The 21,349-nt window shown below is 60.4% G+C and carries 20 protein-coding genes; 7 read left to right on the top strand and 13 right to left on the bottom strand.

Features of this window, described 5'->3' with window-relative positions; genetic code table 11:
• Positions 1–16 precede the first annotated feature (16 nt).
• Together gsiC and gsiD are read left to right on the top strand one after the other, a co-directional pair.
• Positions 17–937 carry a glutathione ABC transporter permease GsiC gene (gene gsiC, locus BLU64_RS09240; RefSeq protein WP_026743322.1) on the top strand — a complete coding sequence of 307 codons (921 nt, stop codon included), beginning with the start codon at positions 17–19 and terminating at the stop codon, positions 935–937.
• Positions 938–945: 8 nt separating this feature from the next.
• A complete protein-coding gene (gene gsiD, locus BLU64_RS09235) occupies positions 946–1,851 on the top strand; it encodes a glutathione ABC transporter permease GsiD (RefSeq protein WP_026743323.1) in 906 nt (301 codons plus the stop codon).
• Positions 1,852–1,970: 119 nt separating this feature from the next.
• Here the strand turns inward: gsiD and BLU64_RS09230 are convergent, their stop codons facing one another.
• The 5 genes from BLU64_RS09230 to bioA form a co-directional block, all read right to left on the bottom strand.
• Positions 1,971–3,668, bottom strand: a complete 1,698-nt coding sequence (locus tag BLU64_RS09230; protein ID WP_026743324.1) for an NAD-dependent malic enzyme — start codon at positions 3,666–3,668, stop codon at positions 1,971–1,973.
• A 186-nt stretch (positions 3,669–3,854) separates the two neighbouring features.
• Positions 3,855–4,742 (bottom strand): cytidine deaminase, encoded by an 888-nt coding sequence (cdd, locus tag BLU64_RS09225; RefSeq protein WP_026743325.1) that lies wholly within the window; start codon positions 4,740–4,742, stop codon positions 3,855–3,857.
• Positions 4,743–4,919: 177 nt separating this feature from the next.
• On the bottom strand, positions 4,920–5,615 hold the full coding sequence (locus BLU64_RS09220; RefSeq protein ID WP_026743326.1) for a CidB/LrgB family autolysis modulator: 696 nt from the start codon (positions 5,613–5,615) through the stop codon (positions 4,920–4,922).
• The gene (locus BLU64_RS09215; RefSeq protein ID WP_026743327.1) at positions 5,609–6,028 is read right to left on the bottom strand and encodes a CidA/LrgA family protein; all 420 of its coding nucleotides are present in this window, start codon (positions 6,026–6,028) and stop codon (positions 5,609–5,611) included. Before BLU64_RS09215 ends, BLU64_RS09220 begins: the two co-directional genes overlap by 7 nt.
• 110 nt (positions 6,029–6,138) lie before the next feature.
• Complete coding sequence (gene bioA / locus BLU64_RS09210) at positions 6,139–7,440, bottom strand: adenosylmethionine--8-amino-7-oxononanoate transaminase (protein ID WP_074728452.1); 1,302 nt, start codon at positions 7,438–7,440, stop codon at positions 6,139–6,141.
• 89 nt (positions 7,441–7,529) lie between these two features.
• On the opposite strand from bioA, the gene bioB reads away from it, so the two are divergent.
• The 5 genes from bioB to uvrB all read left to right on the top strand — a co-directional run bounded on the left by bioB (position 7,530) and on the right by uvrB (position 13,806).
• A complete protein-coding gene (gene bioB, locus BLU64_RS09205; RefSeq protein ID WP_026743329.1) occupies positions 7,530–8,567 on the top strand; it encodes a biotin synthase BioB in 1,038 nt (345 codons plus the stop codon).
• Positions 8,568–9,716 (top strand): 8-amino-7-oxononanoate synthase, encoded by a 1,149-nt coding sequence (bioF, locus tag BLU64_RS09200; RefSeq protein WP_026743330.1) that lies wholly within the window; start codon positions 8,568–8,570, stop codon positions 9,714–9,716.
• Positions 9,703–10,467 (top strand): malonyl-ACP O-methyltransferase BioC, encoded by a 765-nt coding sequence (bioC, locus tag BLU64_RS09195; protein WP_026743331.1) that lies wholly within the window; start codon positions 9,703–9,705, stop codon positions 10,465–10,467. Before bioF ends, bioC begins: the two co-directional genes overlap by 14 nt.
• Complete coding sequence (bioD, locus tag BLU64_RS09190; RefSeq protein ID WP_026743332.1) at positions 10,460–11,143, top strand: dethiobiotin synthase; 684 nt, start codon at positions 10,460–10,462, stop codon at positions 11,141–11,143. Before bioC ends, bioD begins: the two co-directional genes overlap by 8 nt.
• A gap of 650 nt (positions 11,144–11,793) precedes the next feature.
• Positions 11,794–13,806, top strand: a complete 2,013-nt coding sequence (uvrB, locus tag BLU64_RS09185) for an excinuclease ABC subunit UvrB (RefSeq protein WP_074728450.1) — start codon at positions 11,794–11,796, stop codon at positions 13,804–13,806.
• 218 nt (positions 13,807–14,024) lie between these two features.
• On the opposite strand, the gene BLU64_RS09180 is transcribed toward uvrB, so the two are convergent.
• The 8 genes from BLU64_RS09180 to BLU64_RS09145 are packed head-to-tail and all read right to left on the bottom strand — an operon-like array spanning position 14,025 to position 21,064.
• Positions 14,025–15,527 carry a class I adenylate-forming enzyme family protein gene (locus BLU64_RS09180; RefSeq protein WP_026743334.1) on the bottom strand — a complete coding sequence of 501 codons (1,503 nt, stop codon included), beginning with the start codon at positions 15,525–15,527 and terminating at the stop codon, positions 14,025–14,027.
• On the bottom strand, positions 15,524–16,315 hold the full coding sequence (locus tag BLU64_RS09175; protein WP_074728448.1) for a VOC family protein: 792 nt from the start codon (positions 16,313–16,315) through the stop codon (positions 15,524–15,526). The genes BLU64_RS09180 and BLU64_RS09175 overlap by 4 nt, the downstream gene beginning before the upstream one ends.
• Before the next feature lie 7 nt (positions 16,316–16,322).
• Complete coding sequence (locus BLU64_RS09170; protein WP_026743336.1) at positions 16,323–16,742, bottom strand: PaaI family thioesterase; 420 nt, start codon at positions 16,740–16,742, stop codon at positions 16,323–16,325.
• A gap of 35 nt (positions 16,743–16,777) precedes the next feature.
• On the bottom strand, positions 16,778–17,794 hold the full coding sequence (locus BLU64_RS09165) for a quinone oxidoreductase family protein (RefSeq protein WP_074728446.1): 1,017 nt from the start codon (positions 17,792–17,794) through the stop codon (positions 16,778–16,780).
• 20 nt (positions 17,795–17,814) lie between these two features.
• Positions 17,815–18,807: an ABC transporter substrate-binding protein gene (locus BLU64_RS09160; protein ID WP_026743338.1), complete on the bottom strand. Its 993-nt coding sequence runs from the start codon at positions 18,805–18,807 to the stop codon at positions 17,815–17,817.
• Positions 18,808–18,811: 4 nt separating this feature from the next.
• Positions 18,812–19,585: an ABC transporter permease gene (locus BLU64_RS09155; protein WP_074728444.1), complete on the bottom strand. Its 774-nt coding sequence runs from the start codon at positions 19,583–19,585 to the stop codon at positions 18,812–18,814.
• A 1-nt stretch (position 19,586) separates the two neighbouring features.
• A complete protein-coding gene (locus BLU64_RS09150; protein ID WP_026743340.1) occupies positions 19,587–20,348 on the bottom strand; it encodes an ABC transporter ATP-binding protein in 762 nt (253 codons plus the stop codon).
• Positions 20,348–21,064, bottom strand: coding sequence for a GntR family transcriptional regulator (locus BLU64_RS09145; RefSeq protein WP_074728442.1), 717 nt, complete (start codon positions 21,062–21,064; stop codon positions 20,348–20,350). The genes BLU64_RS09150 and BLU64_RS09145 overlap by 1 nt, the downstream gene beginning before the upstream one ends.
• Positions 21,065–21,349 lie beyond the last annotated feature (285 nt).

Genomic DNA, 21,349 nt, shown 5'->3' with positions numbered 1-21,349 from the left:
ATGTGGAAAGGCGTCAATGCTGAATTATTTTCTCAAACGTTTACTGGGACTCATCCCAACCTTATTCATCGTCATGGTGCTGGTGTTTCTGTTTGTTCACCTGCTGCCGGGCGATCCCGCGCGTCTGGTGGCCGGACAGGATGCGGATGCCGAAGTGGTGCAGATGGTGCGCCAGGAACTGGGGTTGGATCGACCGCTGCCGCAGCAGTTTTTGCATTTTCTGGCTAATGTGCTGCAGGGAGACTTCGGCCACTCGATGGTGTCCAAACGGCCGGTCACGGAAGAGATCGCCACCCGCTTCATGCCGACGTTTTGGCTGACGGTATGCAGCATGGCCTGGGCGACGCTGTTTGGCATGAGCATGGGGATGGTCTCCGCCGTGTGGCGCAACCGCTGGCCGGATCGGGTTGGCATGACGCTGGCGGTGTCGGGACTCTCTTTCCCGGCTTTCGCGCTGGGCATGCTGTTGATGCAGGTCTTCTCTGTGAAATTGGGCTGGCTGCCGACCGTCGGGGCCGACAGCTGGCGGCACTATATCCTGCCGTCCATCACGCTGGGCGCGGCCGTGGCGGCGGTGATGGCCCGTTTTACCCGCGCGTCCTTCGTCGAGGTGATGCAGGAAGACTATATGCGCACCGCCCGCGCCAAAGGGGTGCGGGAGTCGCTGGTCATCGTCAAACACGGATTGCGCAATGCGCTGATCCCCGTTGTGACGATGATGGGGCTACAGTTCGGCTTTCTGCTGGGCGGCTCCATCGTGGTTGAGAAGGTCTTCAACTGGCCGGGATTGGGCCGATTATTGGTGGACGCCGTGGAGATGCGCGACTACCCCGTGATCCAGGCGGAAGTGCTGCTGTTTTCGCTGGAGTTTATTCTTATCAACCTATTGGTGGATATGCTGTATGCGGCCATCAATCCGGCTATTCGTTATCAGTGAGGGATAGAATGAAAAACTGGCGACGCAACGCCGCGATATCAGCCATGCCGACGGCGACGGCGGAGAAAAACCGGACGCCGCTGCGGGAATTCTGGCGGCGCTTCTGTCAACAGCGGGTGGCGCTGGTCGCCGGCCTGTTTGTCGTGCTGCTGGTGCTGGTGGCGGTGTTCGCCCCTTATCTGGCGCCGTTCGACGCGGAAAATTACTTTGACTATGACCGGTTGAACGAAGGGCCGTCGGCGCTGCACTGGCTGGGCGTGGATTCGCTGGGGCGGGATATTTTCAGCCGGATTCTACTGGGCGCGCGGATTTCTCTGGTGTCCGGGGTGTGTTCCGTGCTGGTTGGTATGGTGATCGGCTCGGCGCTGGGGTTGCTGGCGGGGTACTACGAAGGGGTGTGGGATCGCGTCATCATGCGCATCTGCGATGTGTTGTTCGCTTTCCCAGGGATCCTGCTGGCGATTGCCGTCGTGGCGATAATGGGCAGCGGCATGGCGAACGTGGTGGCGGCGGTCGCGATTTTCAGCATTCCGGCCTTTGCCCGACTGGTACGCAGCAACACGCTGGTGTTGAAGCATCAGACGTTTATTGAGTCGGCGCGCAGCATCGGAGCGTCCGATTGGACTATCGTACTGCGCCATATTCTGCCCGGCACCGTGTCGTCCATCGTCGTGTATTTCACCATGCGCATCGGGATGTCGATCATCGCCGCCGCGAGCCTGTCGTTTTTGGGATTGGGCGCGCAGCCGCCGATGCCGGAGTGGGGGGCGATGCTTAACGAGGCGCGGTCGGATATGGTGCTGGCGCCTCACGTGGCGATTTTCCCCAGCCTGGCGATCTTTCTGACGGTGCTGGCATTCAACCTGCTGGGCGACGGTTTGCGTGATGCGTTGGATCCTAAGCTGAAGTCGTAGCCACGTCTTTCAACGGTTTGCATCGGACTTTTAAGATGAAAAAAAGACGCCGCGTCGAACATGACGCGGCGTCTTTGTGTCTGGCGTCCGCGCGGGAATGCGGCGCGGACAAGGTGAGATTAGAACGAGGTACGTTTGTACGTGCGGTACTGCGGGTGCCAGAAGTTGTGCTCGATCGCCTTGATCAGCGCTTCTTCGGAGGTCACTTCCGCGACGCCGTCTTCTTGCGCCATTTTGGCGACTTCCAGCGCAATGTGATGCGACACTTCCTGAATTTTCTCGATCTCTGGCAGCAGCCCGCCTTTGCCGTCGTTCGCCAACGGTGAACAGTCGGCCAGCGCGCGACTGGCCGCCATCAGCATACCGTCGGTGATGCGACGCGCGCCGCTTGCCAGCACGCCGAGACCGATGCCGGGGAAGATATAGGAGTTGTTGCACTGGGCGATCGGGTAGATTTCGCCTTTATGCGTGACGGGCGCGAACGGGCTGCCGGTCGCGACCAGCGCGGTACCGTCGGTCCAGTTGAAGATATCTTCCGGACGCGCTTCCACGCGTGAGGTCGGGTTGGACAGCGGCATGACGATAGGACGCGCGCAGTTGCTGTTCATCTCACGGATGATCTCTTCCGTGAACAGCCCCGGCTGGCCGGAAACGCCGATCAGCACGGTCGGCTTGGCGTTTTGCATCACTTCCAGCAGAGAAATCGCGTCGCTGCTGACATCCCAATGCGCGATTTTCTCGCTCTTTTGCACCAGCGGGCTTTGGAAGTTGAGCAAGTTCGGCAGTTTGTCGGTCAGCAGGCCGAAACGGTCGACCATGAAGACGCGTGAGCGGGCTTCTTCATCGGTCAGGCCTTCGGCCACCATCTGTGCGATGATCTGTTCGGCGATGCCGCACCCGGCGGAACCGGCCCCGAGGAAGGCGACGGTCTGGTCGCGCAGCTGGCTGCCGGCGGCGCGGCTGGCGGCAATCAGGCTGCCCAGCGCCACGGCGGCGGTGCCCTGAATATCATCGTTGAAGCTACAGATTTCATCCCGGTAGCGGTTCAGCAGCGGCATGGCATTGCCCTGCGCGAAGTCTTCGAATTGCAGCAGAACGTTCGGCCAGCGGCGTTTTACCGCCTGAATGAATTCGTCCACAAAGGCGTAGTATTCATCGCCGGAAATACGCGGGTGACGCCAGCCCATGTAGAGCGGGTCGTTCAGCAACTGTTGGTTATTGGTACCGGCATCCAGCACCACCGGCAGGGTGTAGGCCGGGCTGATGCCGCCGCAGGCGGTGTACAGCGACAGCTTACCGATAGGAATGCCCATGCCGCCGATACCCTGATCGCCCAGACCCAGAATACGCTCGCCGTCGGTCACCACGATGACCTTGACGTTCTGTTTGGTGGCGTTTTGGAGCATATCGTCGATGTGTTCACGGTTCGGATAGGAGATAAACAGACCGCGCGCACGGCGATAGATATCGGAAAAATGTTCGCAGGCTTCGCCGACGGTCGGGGTGTAGATGATCGGCATCATCTCACTCAGGTGACCCTGCAGCAGTCGGTAAAACAGCGTCTCGTTAGTATCCTGAATGTTACGCAGATAGACATGCTTTTCGATGTCGGTTTTAAAGCCTTCGTATTGACGCCAGGCGCGTTCGGCCTGTTCTTCAATGGTTTCGACCGCTTCCGGCAGCAGGCCGGTCAGATTGAAATGAGATCGTTCTTCTTCGGTAAAAGCGCTGCCTTTGTTCAGTAGCGGAAATTCGAGGAGGATGGGACCAGCATAAGGTATATAGAGGGGGCGTTTACTTTCGTATTCTAATTCCATGACTTTTAGCTCTTTTTTTTAGGGGTAACAGAAATGGGTTCAGGTGCAGCAACGAAATGAAGTGTCTTTAAAATCTTAAAGAACCCACTGAATATGTACAGGCAATGTTAATTAAAATAATTACATATGACTTGCATTCAACTAAAAAGTGAGCAAGGTCACACCCTGTTTGGCCTTGGGCAACAATCACGCAATAACAACGTACCGTAAATCAACATCTCCCAAGGCCCCCAACATGGCCTGAGTGGCGCTTCGCTGACTGGTGGCGGCCTGTTGACGTTCCACTAACACAGCATGACGTAAATCCCCGAATTTTTCCCCGGACAGATTCATCAGGTTCAGCGCCGCCTGTAGCGGCGGCAAGCTAGGGTTGAAGGCCGCATTTTCAGCGTAACAGCCGATGTAGATCGTTCCCGAATAGGTCTGCAAAGCGATGCCGCTGTAGGCCTCCGTGTACGGCGCATGACTACGATTGGCCGCCGCCAGCGCGGCTTGCACTAACGTGTCTTCGCTATACAAACTCAATCCGTGATGAACCGGGTCCATCAGCAACGTAGCGACATTCAGATCGCGCGGGCCGAAGGCGTCGGGCAGATAGTGAGAAAGGGGCCGAGGCGTGCGTTCGGGCAGGCTGATGCTCAGTGTCGACGCGGAGTTCAATTCGTTGATGAACTGACGGCAGTGGCCGCAGGGCGAATAGTTGACGGTCAACGTGCGCAGTGCCCGCTCATGACGGAGCCAGGCATGGGTGATGGCGCTTTGCTCCGCATGGACGCTTTGTTGCAGCGGCATGCCGGGAAATTCCATATTGGCGCCAAAATAGAGATTGCCACTGGCACCCTGGGTGACCGCGCCGACCTGAAAACGCGAGATCGGCGCGTGGGCGCAGGCCGCCGCCAGCGGAAGCAGCATCAGCGCAAGCTGTGCTTCATCAACCTGACCGGCGAGGCAGAGACGCCCAACGTCCGCGGCGGACAGCCACGCGGCGAAATCTCCCCGGTTGAGCATCGGCGTGATCACCGCCTGCATCGCGTCGGGCAACTGGCTGAGTGCGGCGTGAAACCGTGGTTGCATGTACGTCCCCCTTTTCATTGTTCTTTTTTCAAGCATAGCGGACAGCCGAAGTTGAATCGCAAAATTGTGATCATTAGCACAATGGCATGAAATAGAATGAAAAAATGAGCGACAATATTCATCAAGATATGACTCTCGTGGGCGCTCACCCGCAACGGTTGGTCAGCGCGCCTGACCTTAGTGCGCCATCAGCAACAGCAGCGGGAAGACGAACGGGGCGAGCAGCGACGTCATAATGCCGCAGATCACCAATGCCAGAGAACTGAACGCGCCTTCCTGAAAGTCGACTTCCGCGCAGCGGGCGGTGCCCAGGGCGTGGGACGCTGTGCCCATCGAGAGTCCGCGCGCCGACTTCACCGTAATCTTGAGCCGATTGAGCAGGCTGTGTCCCATCACCGCGCCGAGGATCCCGACGAAAATCACGCAGACGGCGCTAATGGCGGGAATGCCGCCTATCGAGCTGGCCACCGCCATCGCGATGGGAGTGGTGACGGACTTCGGCAGGACCGACGCGGCGATTTCCGGCGTTGCGCCCAGCCACAGGGCGACCAGCGTGCCGCTGACGATCGCGGTCAGACTGCCGACAAAACAGACGGTAATAATGGATTTCCACCGGGCGCGAATTTGATGAATCTGCTCATAAAGTGGGAATGCCAGCGCGACCACGGCGGGCTGCAACAGGTTGTTCAGCACTTCGCTGCCTTTGAAATAGTGTTCGTAAGGAATACGTAGCAGCAGCAGGACGGGAATAATGATGAGCATGGACACCAGCAGCGGATTGAGCAGCGGCATGTTCAGTTTAATCGCCACCTGGCGCGCGCCGAAGAACACCAGCAGCGTCAGCGGCAAGGACCACCATAAATAGGTCAGCATTGCTCTTTTTCCTTAGCTGCCTGCGGGGTTCGGGTTCCCGGCAGCGTCCTCTCTCTGTGCATGATTTGGGTGCAGTAACCGACAACCACCATCACAATCAGCGTGCTGATCAGGCAGGAGACGACGATGGGTCCAAACTGGCTGCGCAACAGATCGAAATAGCTCATCACGCCGACGCCGATAGGGACGAACAGCAATGCCATATAGCGGATCAGCACGTGACAACCGGGTCGCACCCAGTCGGCGGGAAGGATTTGCGAAGAGAGCAGGGCGAAAAGGATCAGCATGCCAATGATGCTGCCGGGGATAGTGATAGGCAGTAACGCGGATATCGTATTGCCTGCGTAAAGGCACAGGTAAATCAATACGAAAGCGCGTAAATACTGCCAGCAGAGTGTGATCGTATTACGCATGGAAGGATTCCTGATTATCTGGGGGGATTTATGATAGCGCTAACCGAAAGCCGGTGCTACGGGTTGCGCAGCACCGGTTCCCCCGTTTGGAATCCCAGGCGTTTTCGTCGCTAAACCGCGGTTGAGTCGAACAATTCATCCTGCGACAAGGCTTCGGCGATCGCATTCGTGAGTCGTGATAAGGATTCTGCTGAAATAATATACGGAGGCATGAGGTAGATCAGTTTGCCAAACGGCCGTATCCAGACACCTTTGTTAACAAAAAAGCGTTGCAGCCGCGCCATATTCACCGGCGCGACGGTCTCCACCACGCCGATGGCGCCCAGAACACGGACATCAGCAACGCGCGGAGAAGCGGCCAGAGGCAATAACTCAGCGCGCAGCTGCGCTTCAATCGCCGCGACCTGAGACGACCAATGTCCCTCTTCCAACAGCGCCAGGCTGGCGTTGGCGGCCGCGCAGGCCAGCGGGTTCCCCATAAAGGTCGGTCCGTGCATAAAGCAGCCCGCCTCGCCGTCGCTGATGGTGTTGGCGATGTGTCGGGTGGCGAGCGTCGCGGACAGCGTCATATAGCCGCCGGTGAGGGCTTTACCGAGGCACAGAATGTCCGGCGTGATGCCCGCATGTTCGCAGGCGAACAGTTTGCCGGTGCGGCCGAAGCCGGTCGCAATCTCATCGGCGATCAGCGGAATACCGTACTGGTCGCATAGCTGGCGCACCCGACGCAGATACTGGGGATGATAGAAGCGCATGCCGCCAGCGCCCTGTACGATCGGCTCCAGGATCACGGCCGCGATGCGCTCCGCGTGCTGTTCGACGATCGCCGTCAGCGAATCGCCGTCCTCCTCCCGCCACTCTTCATTAAAGCGACACTGCGGCGCATCCGCGAACAGGTGCGGCGGCAGATATCCCTGATAAAGGCTGTGCATCGAATTTTGCGGATCGCACACCGACATCGCGCCCAGCGTATCGCCATGATAGCCGTGACGCAGCGTCACAAACTGGCGACGCGACTGTCCCTGCGCCTGCCAATACTGCAACGCCATCTTCATGGCGACCTCGACCGCTACCGAGCCGGAATCCGCCAGAAAGACGCACTCCAGCGCATCCGGCGTCATCGCCACCAGCCGACGACACAGCGCGATGGCGGGCGCATGGGTGATGCCGCCGAACATGACGTGGGACATCTGGCCCAGCTGTTCCGTGACGGCCTGATTGATGCGGGGATGGTGATAGCCGTGGATCGCGGCCCACCAGGAGGACATGCCGTCCACCAGCTTACGGCCGTCTTCCAACTGTAGCTCCACGCCGTGTGCGGCGCTGACCGGATAGCAGGGCAGGGGCTGGGTCATGGACGTATACGGATGCCAGATATGGCGTTGGTCAAACTGGAGATCGTCTGGAGTGATCATAACTTGTCAACTAAATCTAATTCAATTTGGTTGACAGTATATCCCCATAAATTACACTGACGAAATCTTTTTCACCCGGAGTTGTAGTGATGTCAGAACGAGTTCAATGGACGTTGGAACAGGCACAAGACCTGTTTAATAAGCCCTTTCTGGAGCTGATGTATGAGGCGCAGACCGTTCACCGGCAGCATTTCGATCCGCGCCAGGTGCAGGTCAGCACGCTGCTGTCTATCAAGACCGGGGCCTGCCCAGAAGACTGCAAATATTGCCCCCAGAGTTCCCGTTATCGTACCGGCATCGAAACCGAGCGTTTGATGCAGGTGGAGCAGGTGATGACTTCCGCCCGTCAGGCCAAGGCCGCAGGCTCGACCCGTTTCTGTATGGGCGCCGCCTGGAAAAACCCGCATGAGCGCGACATGCCCTATTTGGAAGAAATGGTGCGCGGCGTGAAAGCGCTGGGAATGGAAACCTGCATGACGTTGGGGACGTTACAAGGCGATCAGGCGGAGCGACTGGCGGAAGCGGGGCTGGATTTCTACAACCATAACCTCGATACCTCGCCGGAATTCTACGGCAGCATCATCACCACCCGAACCTATCAGGAACGTCTGGATACGCTCGGCAAAGTGCGCGAGGCGGGGATCAAAGTCTGTTCCGGCGGGATCATCGGTCTGGGCGAAACGGTGCGCGACCGCGCCGGTCTGCTGGTGCAGCTGGCCAATCTGCCGACGCCGCCGGAGAGCGTGCCGATCAACATGCTGGTCAAGGTCAAAGGCACGCCACTGGCCGAAAACGAGGACGTCGATCCGTTCGATTTCGTGCGTACCATCGCCATCGCTCGCATCATGATGCCGACGTCGCACGTCCGTCTGTCCGCCGGGCGCGAGCAGATGAGCGAGCAGACGCAGGCCATGTGTTTTATGGCCGGGGCGAACTCGATTTTCTACGGCTGCAAGCTGTTGACGACGCCGAACCCGAAGGAAGACAAAGACCTGCAGCTGTTCCGCAAGCTGGGACTCAACCCGCAGCAGACCAGCACCGAGTATGGCGACAACCAGCAGCAGCAACATCTGACCGAGCAGCTGATGAACGCCGACACCGAGCAGTTCTACAACGCGGCGGTCTAAATGGGCTGGCAGCAACGTATCGAACGGGCGCTGGCGCAGCGTCGCGAGGAGGGCGCCTACCGTCAGCGTCAGGTGAATGAAGGTGGCGGCGGGCGCTGGCTGGAGACCCACGGCCGCGGCTATCTGAATTTTTCCAGCAACGACTATCTTGGCATCAGCCGGCATCCCAGCATGGTGCGCGCATGGCAGCAGGGCGCCGAGCGTTTCGGCGTGGGCAGCGGCGGTTCGGGACATGTCACCGGCTACAGCGTCGCACACGAAGCGCTGGAGCGGCAGCTGGCAGACTGGCTCGGCTACGATCGCGCGCTGCTGTTCGTCTCCGGCTATGCCGCCAATCAGGCGGTGATCGCCGCGCTGGCGGACGCGGGAGATCGCATTCTGGCCGACAAACTCAGCCATGCATCGCTCTTGGAGGCGTCCACGTTGTCCCCGGCCACGCTGCGCCGCTTCCCGCACAATCAGCCGGAAGGGCTGGAACGCCTGTTGCGCGCGCCGTGCGACGGGCAGACGCTCGCGGTGACGGAAGGAATCTTCAGCATGGATGGCGATGCGGCGCCGCTGCCTGAACTTCAGGCGGCGAGTCGTCGGCACGGCGCCTGGCTGATGGTCGACGACGCTCACGGCATCGGCGTGCTGGGCGAACAAGGGCGCGGCAGCTGCTGGACTCAAGGCGTACAGCCTGAGCTGCTGATCGTCACCTTTGGCAAAGCGTTCGGCGCCAGCGGGGCGGCGGTTCTCTGTCGCCACGACGTCGCGGAGTATCTGACTCAGTTTGCTCGCCATCTTATCTACAGCACTTCTATGCCGCCTGCGCAGGCCTGCGCATTGAGCGCGGCGCTGGAGGTGGTGCGCAAAGGTGATGATCTGCGACAAAAACTGGCGGACAACATCGCCCGTTTTCGTCGCGGCGCCGCCGGGCTGGCTTATCAGTTGCAACCGTCCCAAAGCGCGATTCAACCGCTGATCGTCGGCGACAATCGTCAGACGCTGGCGTTGTCTCAGACGCTGCGGGAGCAGGGATTATGGGTCGGCGCGATGCGACCGCCGACGGTGCCGCCGGGCACCTCTCGCCTGCGTATCACCTTGACGGCGAGTCATACGCCGCAGGATATCGACCGGCTGCTGGAGGTGTTGCATGACGCCGGCTGAGTCTCCCCATAAGCAGGCGATTGCGCGAGCGTTTGGCCGCGCCGCCACGCGCTACGATCGTTTTGCCGAACTACAGCGTGATAGCGGGGAGCGCCTGATGTCGCTGCTGGGTGATTATGCCGGGGGGGAATTGCTGGACGCAGGCTGTGGGACGGGTTATTTCAGCCGCCGCTGGCAGGCCCAGGGCAAACGCGTGACCGCGCTGGATCTGTCGTCGCAGATGCTGGCGGCAGCGCGGCAGCGGGCGTCGGCATCACACTATGTGCTGGGCGATATCGAACATCTGCCGTTGCCGACGGCCAGTGTGGATCTGAGCTTCAGCAATCTGGCGATCCAGTGGTGCGACGATCTGTCTCGCGGACTGGGCGAGCTATACCGCGTGACGCGGCCCGGCGGCGCAGTCGCTTTCTGTACGCTGGCTCAAGGCACGCTGGCGGAGCTGGAGGACGCATGGCTGCGTCTGGATGGCTCGCGCCGGGTCAATCGTTTCTTGACGGCGCCGGAGATCGAGGCGGCCTGTCAGCCCTATCGCTATCGGTTGGTCAGCGCGCCGCTGACCTGCTATTTCCCCGATGTGCTGAGCCTGATGCGTTCGCTGAAAGGCGTGGGCGCGACCTGGTTGCACGAGGGGAGACCTTCCCGCGCGATCAATCGGGAACGACTGCGGGCGCTGGCGGAGGTCTATCCCCGAGAGCCGCAGGGCTACCCTCTAACGTATCAACGAATTCTGGGAGTGATAGAACATGACTAAGCGCTGGTTCGTGACCGGTACGGACACCGACGTAGGCAAAACCGTCGCCAGCGCCGCGCTATTACAGGCGGCAGGACGCCTAGGTTATCTCACCGCGGGCTATAAGCCGGTGGCCTCCGGCTGCGAGATGACGCCGGAAGGGTTACGTAACCGGGATGCGCTGTGGTTGCAGGCCAACAGCCGTCTGGCGTTGGCCTATGACGAAGTCAACCCGTTGGCTTTCGCCGAGCCGACGTCGCCTCATATCATCAGCGCGGAAGAGGGGCGCCCGATCGCGTTCAACGCGCTCAGCGCAGGTTTGCGCGCGCTGACGGCCCGTGCGGAGTGGGTGCTGGTGGAAGGAGCTGGCGGGTGGTTCACGCCGCTTTCCGGACGGCAGACCTTTGCAGACTGGGTGGGGGAAGAACAACTGCCGGTCATTCTTGTCGTCGGCGTCAAGCTGGGTTGCATTAATCACGCCATGCTGACCGCGCAGGCGGTGCAGCAGGCCGGGCTGACGCTGGCGGGGTGGATCGCCAATGACGTCGCCCCTCCGGGGAAACGTCATCAGGAGTATCTGCAGGCGCTTCAGCAGCTCATTTCCGCGCCGATGCTGGGAGAAATCCCGCATTTGACTCATCCAGACCCTCTGCAGAATCTGGGGCAATATCTGGACCCTTCAGTACTTTGCGCCTAATCGGCAACCGAAAGACCAAAGGCGCTAAAAGATTGATAGGGAAAATCATCTTGAAAAAAATATTTTCACGGTGAGCTTGGGTGTTTTTTTTGACGTTAATCAACACTCAAGCGCCTTTTTTTCTCATGCCAGATCACCATCACGCGGCAAAATAAACTTAAAAAAAATGATTGCGTCTTCATACAGTGAGTCTGGGTCGTTATCTCCAACTCAGTACCGCCGGGCTGTTGTGGGAGTTATCCACCATTTCTGTGGATAACTGTGTGCATGAGGATTAGAAAAGCTCATTCAGCCGAGAGCTGGCGCGGGTTTTACTCGGGTTGACGGTATTCTCGGCTTTTTATCAAAAACCATATAAATCAATAAATTAACTAAAATCAAGCGTCATTTAACAGGCCATTGAAGAGTTGTGTATATTCCGTTCAACGTTCAAGACATTTTGATGTCATTGCGATGACAGCTGGGGATAAAATGCGACTGCGCGCTGGCTAAGGGCATCTCAGTATGCTAAAGCGGCACACGGGACTTGAGGCTGTTGTTATATCCAGTATCATGCGGCTGGCATTCATCCCGATCGCTTTCCATACTGAGAATGTCGACATTGTGACCGACCGTCTTTTTTTCATCTCTCCAATCAGGTAGCCCTGCTCATGAGTAAAGAATTTAAACTGCATTCCGCCTACCAACCCGCAGGCGACCAACCGGAAGCGATTCGCAAACTGAAAGAGGGGTTGGAAGACGGCCTGGCACACCAGACATTGCTCGGCGTGACCGGGTCTGGCAAGACCTTCACTGTGGCTAACGTCATCGCCGACCTTAACCGGCCGACGATGGTGCTGGCGCCCAACAAAACCCTGGCGGCGCAGCTGTATGGCGAAATGAAGGAGTTCTTCCCTGAGAACGCGGTGGAGTACTTCGTCTCTTACTATGACTACTATCAGCCGGAAGCCTACGTGCCGAGTTCGGATACGTTCATCGAGAAAGATGCGTCGGTGAACGAACATATCGAGCAGATGCGTCTCTCCGCCACCAAAGCGTTGCTGGAGCGGCGCGATGTCGTGGTGGTGGCTTCCGTCTCGGCTATCTATGGTCTGGGCGATAAGGCGCTGTATCTGAAAATGATATTGCACCTGTCGCAAGGCATGCTGATCGGTCAGCGAGATATTTTGCGTCGATTGGCTGAATTGCAGTATGCCCGTAACGATCAGGCTTTCCAGCGCGGCACCTTCCGGGTGCGTGGCGATGTCATCGACATCTATCCGGCGGAGTCGGACGACGTAGCGCTGCGTGTCGAGCTGTTCGACGACGAAGTGGAGCGGCTGTCGTTGTTTGATTCGCTGACCGGTCAGATCATCAGTAACGTGCCGCGTTTTACCATTTATCCCAAGACGCACTACGTCACGCCGCGCGAGCGCATCCTCCAGGCGATGGAAGAGATCAAGGCAGAGTTGGCCGACCGCCGCAAGGTGATGCTCGCCAACAACAAACTGCTGGAAGAACAGCGTCTGATGCAGCGCACCACGTTCGACCTGGAAATGATGAACGAGTTGGGTTACTGCTCCGGCATCGAGAACTACTCCCGCTACCTGTCCGGCCGCGGTCCCGGCGAGCCGCCGCCGACGTTGTTCGACTATTTGCCGGCGGACGGCCTGCTGGTGATCGACGAATCTCACGTCACTATCCCGCAGTTGGGCGGGATGTATCGCGGCGACCGGGCGCGCAAGGAAACGCTGGTAGAGTACGGTTTCCGTCTACCGTCGGCGTTAGACAACCGGCCGATGAAGTTTGAAGAGTTTGAGGCCCTCGCGCCGCAGAGCATCTATGTTTCGGCGACGCCGGGCAAGTATGAACTGGAGAAGTCCGGCGGCGAAGTCATCGATCAGGTCGTGCGTCCTACGGGTCTGCTGGACCCCATTATCGAAGTGCGGCCGGTGGCCACGCAGGTGGACGACCTGCTGTCGGAAATCCGCAAGCGCGTCGCCATCAACGAGCGCGTATTGGTGACGACGCTGACGAAACGGATGGCGGAGGACCTGACGGAGTATCTGGAAGAGCACGGCGAGCGCGTGCGCTACCTGCACTCGGATATCGACACGGTAGAGCGGGTGGAGATCATCCGCGACCTGCGGCTTGGCGAGTTCGACGTGCTGGTCGGGATCAACCTGCTGCGAGAAGGGCTGGATATGCCGGAGGTCTCGCTGGTGGCGATACTGGATGCGGACAAAGAAGGCTTCCTGCGTTCCGAACGATCGCTGATCCAGACCATCGGCCGCGCGGCGCGTAACCTGAACGGTAAAGCCATTCTTTACGGCGACAGGATCACTCCGTCGATGGAAAGGGCGATCTCGGAGACGCAGCGGCGCAGAGAAAAACAGCAAGAGTACAACGAGCAACACGGCATTGTGCCGCAGAAGCTCAACAAGAAAATCGGCGATATCCTACAGATCGGGCAGTCGCCCAATAATAAGGGCAAGGGCCGAAGCCGTCAGGCCGCCGAGCCGGATGCCCGCTACGCGCTGCTGACGCCAAAGGCGCTGGAGCAGAAAATCGTCGAGCTGGAGGCGCAAATGCTTAAGCACGCGCAGAATCTGGAGTTCGAGGACGCCGCCAGCCTGCGAGACGAGGTTCAGGCGCTGCGGGCGCAGTTTATCGCGGTCTCGTGATAGCGGGGCATGACACCCGCACGGTTAACAGGACCCGCGATGGATAAGATAACGTCAGGTACGGATGCGCTGTTTATCGCAGGCTTTAATCCGATCACGACGTCGGCGACGAACGCTGGCCTGATCAGTACTCGATTCTCCAGAGCTGGCTGCCGTTCAAGGTGAAGGACTTCGCTGTGGCTGCGTCAGCCTGACGATACCGAAGGTTAACGCTCCCCCTACCGCTCATTGGTTTGCATGCGTCGGGCGGCCTCCGCTTTCAGCGCGCTGCGGTCGATTTTGTTGGTGCCCGCCAGTGGAAAGCGGTCGAGCAGCCAGATACGGCGGGGATGCAGATAGGCCGCGCCGTGGGTCAACGCAAAGGCCTTGAGCGACGCCTCGTCACACTGTCGGCCCTGACGTAAAATGACCCAGGCGACGGGTTTGGCTCCTTTAATCTTATCGTCCACCGGCACCACGCAGGCCTGTTGCACGTCCGGGTGACGCTCCAGCAACTGCTCCACCTCGCTCGGATAGATATTTTCCCCTCCGCAGACAAACATATCGTCATGACGACCGACAAAGGTGTAAAAACCTGTTTCGTCGCGCCGGAATACGTCGCCGGTGCGGTAGTAGCCGTCCGAGGTGAACGGTGGGGTGATGTCCGGTCGCTGGTGGTAACCCTGCATCAGCGCGGGACTGTTAATCTCCAGCACGCCGTAGTCGGACAGCGCGCCATCCGCCGCCCTTAATCGCACTTTCACCCGTGGATGCGGATAACCGTTCGCCAGCGGGGGCGGCTCCAGCCCCTCGGGATGCGGGCCGAAAACCACCGGGCCGCCCTCCGTCGTCCCATAGGCGTTGATGATGCGGGCGGCGGGCAGCAAACGGCGAATTTGCGCAAGCAGGCTGGCGCTGACCGGCGCCGATCCCATCCGCACCACCCGCACGCAGGTCAAATCGCTGTTCGCCAATAGCGCTTTTTCGCGCAGCATCATGGCGATCATCGGCGGCACGGCGGTCAGCCAGCTACAGCGGAAGTCGTGAATGGCGCGGATGTAGGCCGGGGCGGTGAACTGCGGCAGGATCACCGCGCTGACGCCGCTGGCCAGAGACGACAAGATCAATGCCAGCGCATTCATATGGTAGAACGGCGCGGCGATCAGTAGCCGTTCATTTTGCAGTTCGCCCGCGTCACGGCGGGTCTGGACGACCCACAAATGACTGTCGTGCGTCAGACGCACGCCTTTGGGCATGCCGCTGGAGCCGGAGGTGTACAGCAGCAGCGCCAGATCCTGCGGTCGCGCCTGATAGGGCGTTAAGGGTCCGGGGTCGGCAAATGCGCGCAGCGCATCATCGCTAAGAGCGATACGCGGCAGCGCGGGCGGAAGGCGGCCTCGCTGCGCGTCGTCACCGAACGCCAGCACGGCGCCGCTGTCTTGCAGAATGGCGTGCAAGGTGTCGGCCGGCAGTTTGATGTTAACCGGAACCGCCACCAGCCCGGCGCGCAGAATGCCAAGCAGCGCAGCGACGTAAGGCACGGAGTTCAGCGCCACTATCGCCACCCGGCTGCCGGGCTTAAATCCCCGCGCCAGCAGCGCGCGACCGATCGCGTCGGCCTGTTGATTAAGCTGCGCATAGTTGCAGGCGAGGGCGGGTCCTCCGTCCTGCGGGGCGATGAGCGCCGGGAGCGGGCTGTCGCGCAAGTCTGTGTTCAGTGCGCCGAGGTTGCGAGCGGTCATGGCAGAAACTCGAAGAGGGTGTTGAACATCGGGAGCGAGACGACAAGTTGCTCAGGCCGTTCGCTGAGCGGTAGTCCGAGCGTCCGCGCGCTTGCGGCGATCTGGCGGCGATCGCCGCCGTGAAAGCGGAGCACCGCAAACTGGCTGTCGCGCTGGACGTCGAGGGCGATCAGGGAGGAATAGCCCTGCGCGAAGGTGTCATGACTTAGAAAGGTCAGCGAAAATTTGGGCGTCAACGCGCCCAGCGCTCGGTATTGCTGCGTCAGCGCGTCCGGATCGCGGCCCACGACGGTCAACTGCCCGAGGCGCGAGACGCCGTTCGGATGCCGCAACCAGTCGTCGCGCCAGACCAGCTCCGGCGTATGGTGCTGGCAGAAGTAGAGGCGTCCGGCGCTGAAGCGGCCAGCGGCGAGGTGTACGGTGCTGAAACGCGCGGCCTGTACGCGTCCGTCCAGCGTGACGGGGCGCGAGAAGTGGCTGACCGGCAGGGTGGCGAACCCCGCCTGCTGTAGGCTGGCGGCGCTGGCTTCGATGTCCTGACTGCCAAACACCAGTCCGTCCAGACCGCCCGGCCCGTCCAGCAGTTCCCGTCGTTGAGGCGGTTCATCCGGCGGCAGGCCGAGCACTTCCAGATAGTGTCCGTCGAACATCAGCAGATGGTTGATCGACCCCAGCGAGTGGCGACCGCGCGGTGTGAGCGTGAAGCCTAACTGTTGCAGCAGGAACGCCGCGCGGTCGGTGTCGAACCGGGCGTTGAGCACCACATGGTCGAGGGTGAGCGTCATCATCAGGGCCTCACGCGGTTGCGGTGGAATACAGGCCGCGGCCGCTGGCCACCAGACGACCCTCGCTGTCGAATAGCTCGGCTTCGGCGCAGGAGACCTGTTTGCCGAGCTTGATCACCCGACCCCGTGCGCGCAGGTCGCCGCGCGCCGGACGGTGATAGTCCACGTGCAGGTTTAGCGTGGGTACGCCGCGACCGGTAAAGGCCACCAGCGCCCAGTCGGCGGTGAGGTCGATGAGGGCCGCCAGAATACCGCCGTGGGTGTAGCCGCCCGCCGTATTCACGACCCATTCTTCACGCCAGCGCGCGGTGAGTTCAATCTCGCCATCGCCGACGGCGATGACGCTCAGGCCGAGCCACTGATGGTAGGGGCCGGCCAGCAGACGGGTCTGAACGTTGGCGAGCGTTAAGGAGGGAGAGGACTGCGTCATGGGCATGACCTTTATAGTGAATAAGAAAATGGCCCTCAGGGCGTGACGATAACCTTGCCGAGGACTTCGCGATCGCGGATCAGCCTTAATCCTTCAGCCGCCTGTTCCAGCGGGACGATGCGGTCGATCAGCGGGTCGATGTCGCCGCGGGCGACTTTATCGATGAGGGCGACCAAATCTTCTTTATAAAAACTGTTGGAGCCTTTGATATTCAGCTCGAAGCTCCATACATAGCGTAAATCCTCCTGCGGGTCGTATCCGGCGGTCGCACCGCAGACCAGCAGCAGGCCGCCGCGTTTCAGGCAGCGCAACGACGGCCGCCAGGTCTCTCCGCCGGTAAAGTTGATGACCACGTCCACGCCGCCTTCATAGGTGCGTCGCTGGGGCTTGCCGTAGGTGGCGATCGCCCAGCGGGAGAAGTCCGTTTCCCGATAATTCACAACGTGGTCGGCGCCCAGCGCCCGCAGCGCCTCGCCTTTTTCGTCACTGCCCGCGCAGGCGATAACCTCCGCGCCCAGCTGTTTCGCCAGCACCACGCAGGCGGAGCCGACGCCGCCGCTGGCGCCGAGGATCAGCACGCGGTCGCCCGCCTTGACGGTGCGATGGGTGATCAGCATGCGATGCGCGGTGCCATAGGCGACCGGCAGCGCCGCCGCCTGAGCGAAGCTGACGCGGTCGGGCAGGGCGATCAGCTGCGCGGCGTCGGCCAGCGCATATTCGGCCATGCCGCCGTCGATCATTTCGCCCATCAGTCCGACATTCGGCTTAAGCGGGTTGACCAGCACGCGGTCGCCCACGCGCCAGCCTTCAACGTTGTCTCCGATGTCGCTGATCGTGCCCGCCAGATCCAGACCGGGCACGACCGGCAGGGGTATGGAGATCCCCTGCATGCCCTGTACGGTGAACACATCGTGATAGTTAAACGACGACGCGCCGACGCGCAGCACGACATGGCCGGGTTGCGGCGTCGGCCGCGGATGCGTGTCGACGATCTGTAGCCGGTCGAGGTCGCCGTGCTGTGCCAGCACCAGCGCTTTCATGGTTTTGCTCACGGAGGGTCTCCTGTCGGCGGTTAGTTAGCCTGAGAGGCAAGGGTTTTTGACTGCTGATAAGGACCGGTCACAAACAGGTTGTCCTTCAACGCGCCCTTGATGGCGCCGCTTTCAAGGAACACCTTGTGCTGCAATTTCAGCGTGTCGATATCCGCTGGTTCGAACGACAGTCGGTTCATGCTCTGCCAGCGGCCGACGTAGACCTCGGCGTCTTTACGCGGCAGGTTGGCCTGGGTTTGCAGCAGCTGCGCCACTTGCTGCGGATGGTCCTGACCCCAGCTCAGCGTATCGCGCAGCGAGGCAATCACCCGGGCCACCGCCTCGGGATGCCGTTCGATAAAGTCGCTGCGGACGGCGCCGACGCCGATGTAAGGCACGGCGTCGCTGTGCGTGATTTTTCGCCACTCGTCCGCAAAGCTGCCGAGCGACCGGGTATGCAGGTCGTCCAGTTGTCCAATCGTCACCGAACGAAGCGCGGCGGCATCCACCTGTTTTTGCGACAGGAACTGCGCCAGACGTGATTCGTTGCCCCCGACCAGCGAGAAGTCCGCCGGTTTGATGCCGTAGTTGCGGCTGAGGATGGCGCTGGCGATCACCGCCACCGACGAGCCGGCGGGCGACATGCCGATCTTTTTGCCTTTCAACTGGTCAAGCGAGCTGATGGGGGAGTCCTCAGGGACGACAAATTGCACGTCAGCGGGCTGCGTGGCGGCGAAAATCTTCACCGGCACACCCTCGGCGGCCGTGCTGAAAATCCCGGCCAGCGGCGCGCCGAAGGCCAGATCGATAGAGCCGGAAGCCAAGGCCTTCACCGGCGCGTTCACGTCGGGAAAGTGAATGAACTCGGCGTCGATGCCGTGACGCGCCAGAAAATCGGTTTTTTCCAACACGGCGCCGTACCCAAGGCTAACGCCGCTGGTCCAGTAGCCGATGCGGACTTTCTCCGCCGCCGAGGCGGCCTGGGCGAACAGCGCCCCCGTGACTATCACAGCCGCGGCCACGTTAATTTTCATGTTGTTATTCCCGGGTCAGTTTTTTCCAGCGGAACAAACGGCGTTCCAGCGGTTTAAGAATGCCCCCCTCAAGCAGCAGCATGAGAGAGACCAGCAGTACCGTCCAGGCAAAGACCTGATCGGTTTGCACCAGATCGCCCGCCTGTCGCAGGCGATAGCCGATACCGTTCGACGCCCCCAGCGTCTCGGCCACCAGCGAGACGCGCCAGCCGAAGCCGAAGGCCAGTCGCGCGCCGGAGAAGAAGTAAGGCAGGATCGTCGGCAGATAGATTTTCAGCAGCGTCTGCCAGCGGTTCATACGGAAGCTGCGCGCCAGTTCGAGGTACTGCGACTCCACCGTTTGCGCGCCTTGCCAAACGTTGGTCAGAATCAGCGGCATGGCGGTCATGAACACCACGAACACCGTCGTCGCGTTGGAGATGCCGAACCAGATGATGGCGAAGATCGCCCAGATGGCCGAAGACACGCTGTTGAACACCGACAATAGCGGCTCGAAGAACTGCGCCAGACGTCGACTTGCGCCGAGCGCCAACCCTAACGGCGTGCCGACCAGCGTCGCGAAACCAAAGCCCATCGCCACGCGGGATAGCGTGATGCCGACATCCTCCGGCAGCGTGCCGTTCCGCCACAGTAGGGCGAGCGCCTGCGCGGTTTTTTCCGGACCCGGCAGGATGAAGGCGGGCAGTCGCAGCGCCACTAACCACCACGCCAGCAGAAACATCGCCAGCAGAATGACGCGCTGTACTATCAGCGTGGACAGCGTACGCGTGGGCATCATGTCAGACCTCCATCCGCAGCAGGCGAACCTGTTCGCTGACCGCCTGACTGGTTGGCAGACGCGGACGCGACAGCGCAATGTGCTGAATATGGTGGATGCGGCCGGGGTTGGGTTTGAATACCATGACCCGATTCGCCAGTACCACGGCCTCCTCGACTTCGTGCGTCACCAGCACGATAGCCATCCCGGTCAGGCGTTGGATCCGCAGGATTTCGCCGTGCATGGCGCTGCGTGTTTGCAGGTCCAGCTTGGAGAAGGGTTCGTCCATCAGCAGGATTTCCGGCTGCGTCACCAGACTGCGCGCCAGCGCGACCCGGCTGCGCATGCCGCCGGAGAGCTGATGGGGCCAGTAGCGGGCGAAGGCGGACAACTCCACCAGCGCCAGCGCTTCGGTGACCCGACGACGCCGTTCCTCCGGACGGAGGCGCAGCGTCTCCAGGCCGAAATTCACATTCTGCTGAACGGTGCGCCAGGGCAGCAGGCGATCTTCCTGAAACAGATAGCCGATGCGCTGCCAGTGCCGAAAGCGCGCGGCGGGTTCGCCCTGAATCATCAGCGTGCCGCTGTCGGCATCTTCCAGTCCGGACAGAATGTTCAGCAGGGTGCTTTTCCCACAGCCGGAGGGGCCGAGCAGCGCCAGAATTTCTCCCTGACCGAGTGTCAGCGACACGTCGGACAGCACCGGCAGTTCGCCGAAGGTTTTACAGATGCCGCGCGCCTCAAGCGGAGAGGCGCGCGCGATGTCGTGCCGTCCTGTGTTCATCACAGAAGTTTCCGCTCAAGGAGAGGAAGCACCGCGCCGTCGCGGCTCAGCGTGGCGTAGACTTTTTCCAGCGTCATCGCCTGAAAAGTGTCGATATGGCGGCGGGCGATCAGCTCCACCCGTTTGGCGTCGCCCTGACTCAACGCCTCGATCATCGCGTTATGGTCGTGCTTGATTTCCGGCTTGGTGCCTTGCACGTTGAAACCCAGCGCCACCAGCCGGGCCATTTCGTCCAACAGGATCGATAGCATGGCGATTAAATGATGGTTGCCGGAGGCCTGAGCGATGGTCAGGTGAAAGCGTTTGTTGGCGTTCATAAAGACGTCGATTTGACGGGAGAGCGGCGCGCGGATCTCTTCCCGACACGCGGCCTCCAGACGGCGCAGTTCATCAATATCGACCCGGCCCACCGCCAGCCGGGCGGCCAGTGGCTCCAGTTGAGCGCGAAGGGTGAAAATCTCCTCCACGTCCTGCACGGTGACCGGCGCAATCTGATACCCCTTACGCGGACGGGAGCGGATCAGATTTTCGTGACACAGCCGCGCCAGCGCCACCCGGCAGGTACTCTTGCCGATGTCGTAACGCGCCATCAGCGCCTGTTCGGTGATCATGGCGCCCGGCAGCAATTTGCAGCACAGCACATCGCGTCGGATACGCTCCCACGCGCTATCGGCCTGAGATTGCGGTGCGCCGTCTTTCGCCTGCGATATCGCCATCTGGAGATCCTCAATGGATACTGTGAGCAGCTCACAGCGCGGTGTTGGGACGCTTAATTGAGGGCCAGTCTATGAAGCGGAAAATAGAACCACCACTAAGAAATATGGCGATAGATATGCACATAACGTCTTAACTGAGCAGCCCAGATAAAGACCCGTTCGGAATCAACAGGACGTGACCAGCGGCCCGTCCTCCGCAGGACCCGTGACGGTTTTTGCACAAAAAAATAAGGGGTACGCGCTGAAAGCGAGAGAAGCACGGGGCGATAAGACCGTCGCCGTCGG

Source organism: Lonsdalea quercina (assembly GCF_900107885.1).
Taxonomy (GTDB): Bacteria; Pseudomonadota; Gammaproteobacteria; order Enterobacterales; family Enterobacteriaceae; genus Lonsdalea; species Lonsdalea quercina.
This window is presented reverse-complemented; position numbering and strand designations above follow the sequence as displayed.

Bases quoted from the DNA above. Each gene is read 5' to 3' on its own strand.
- gsiC (WP_026743322.1), top strand. From the start codon at position 17: ATGCTGAATTATTTTCTCAAACGTTTACTGGGACTCATCCCAACCTTA.
- gsiD (WP_026743323.1), top strand. From the start codon at position 946: ATGAAAAACTGGCGACGCAACGCCGCGATATCAGCCATGCCGACGGCG.
- BLU64_RS09230 (WP_026743324.1), bottom strand. From the start codon at position 3,668: ATGGAATTAGAATACGAAAGTAAACGCCCCCTCTATATACCTTATGCT.
- cdd (WP_026743325.1), bottom strand. From the start codon at position 4,742: ATGCAACCACGGTTTCACGCCGCACTCAGCCAGTTGCCCGACGCGATG.
- BLU64_RS09220 (WP_026743326.1), bottom strand. From the start codon at position 5,615: ATGCTGACCTATTTATGGTGGTCCTTGCCGCTGACGCTGCTGGTGTTC.
- BLU64_RS09215 (WP_026743327.1), bottom strand. From the start codon at position 6,028: ATGCGTAATACGATCACACTCTGCTGGCAGTATTTACGCGCTTTCGTA.
- bioA (WP_074728452.1), bottom strand. From the start codon at position 7,440: ATGATCACTCCAGACGATCTCCAGTTTGACCAACGCCATATCTGGCAT.
- bioB (WP_026743329.1), top strand. From the start codon at position 7,530: ATGTCAGAACGAGTTCAATGGACGTTGGAACAGGCACAAGACCTGTTT.
- bioF (WP_026743330.1), top strand. From the start codon at position 8,568: ATGGGCTGGCAGCAACGTATCGAACGGGCGCTGGCGCAGCGTCGCGAG.
- bioC (WP_026743331.1), top strand. From the start codon at position 9,703: ATGACGCCGGCTGAGTCTCCCCATAAGCAGGCGATTGCGCGAGCGTTT.
- bioD (WP_026743332.1), top strand. From the start codon at position 10,460: ATGACTAAGCGCTGGTTCGTGACCGGTACGGACACCGACGTAGGCAAA.
- uvrB (WP_074728450.1), top strand. From the start codon at position 11,794: ATGAGTAAAGAATTTAAACTGCATTCCGCCTACCAACCCGCAGGCGAC.
- BLU64_RS09180 (WP_026743334.1), bottom strand. From the start codon at position 15,527: ATGACCGCTCGCAACCTCGGCGCACTGAACACAGACTTGCGCGACAGC.
- BLU64_RS09175 (WP_074728448.1), bottom strand. From the start codon at position 16,315: ATGATGACGCTCACCCTCGACCATGTGGTGCTCAACGCCCGGTTCGAC.
- BLU64_RS09170 (WP_026743336.1), bottom strand. From the start codon at position 16,742: ATGACGCAGTCCTCTCCCTCCTTAACGCTCGCCAACGTTCAGACCCGT.
- BLU64_RS09160 (WP_026743338.1), bottom strand. From the start codon at position 18,807: ATGAAAATTAACGTGGCCGCGGCTGTGATAGTCACGGGGGCGCTGTTC.
- BLU64_RS09155 (WP_074728444.1), bottom strand. From the start codon at position 19,585: ATGATGCCCACGCGTACGCTGTCCACGCTGATAGTACAGCGCGTCATT.
- BLU64_RS09150 (WP_026743340.1), bottom strand. From the start codon at position 20,348: ATGAACACAGGACGGCACGACATCGCGCGCGCCTCTCCGCTTGAGGCG.
- BLU64_RS09145 (WP_074728442.1), bottom strand. From the start codon at position 21,064: ATGGCGATATCGCAGGCGAAAGACGGCGCACCGCAATCTCAGGCCGAT.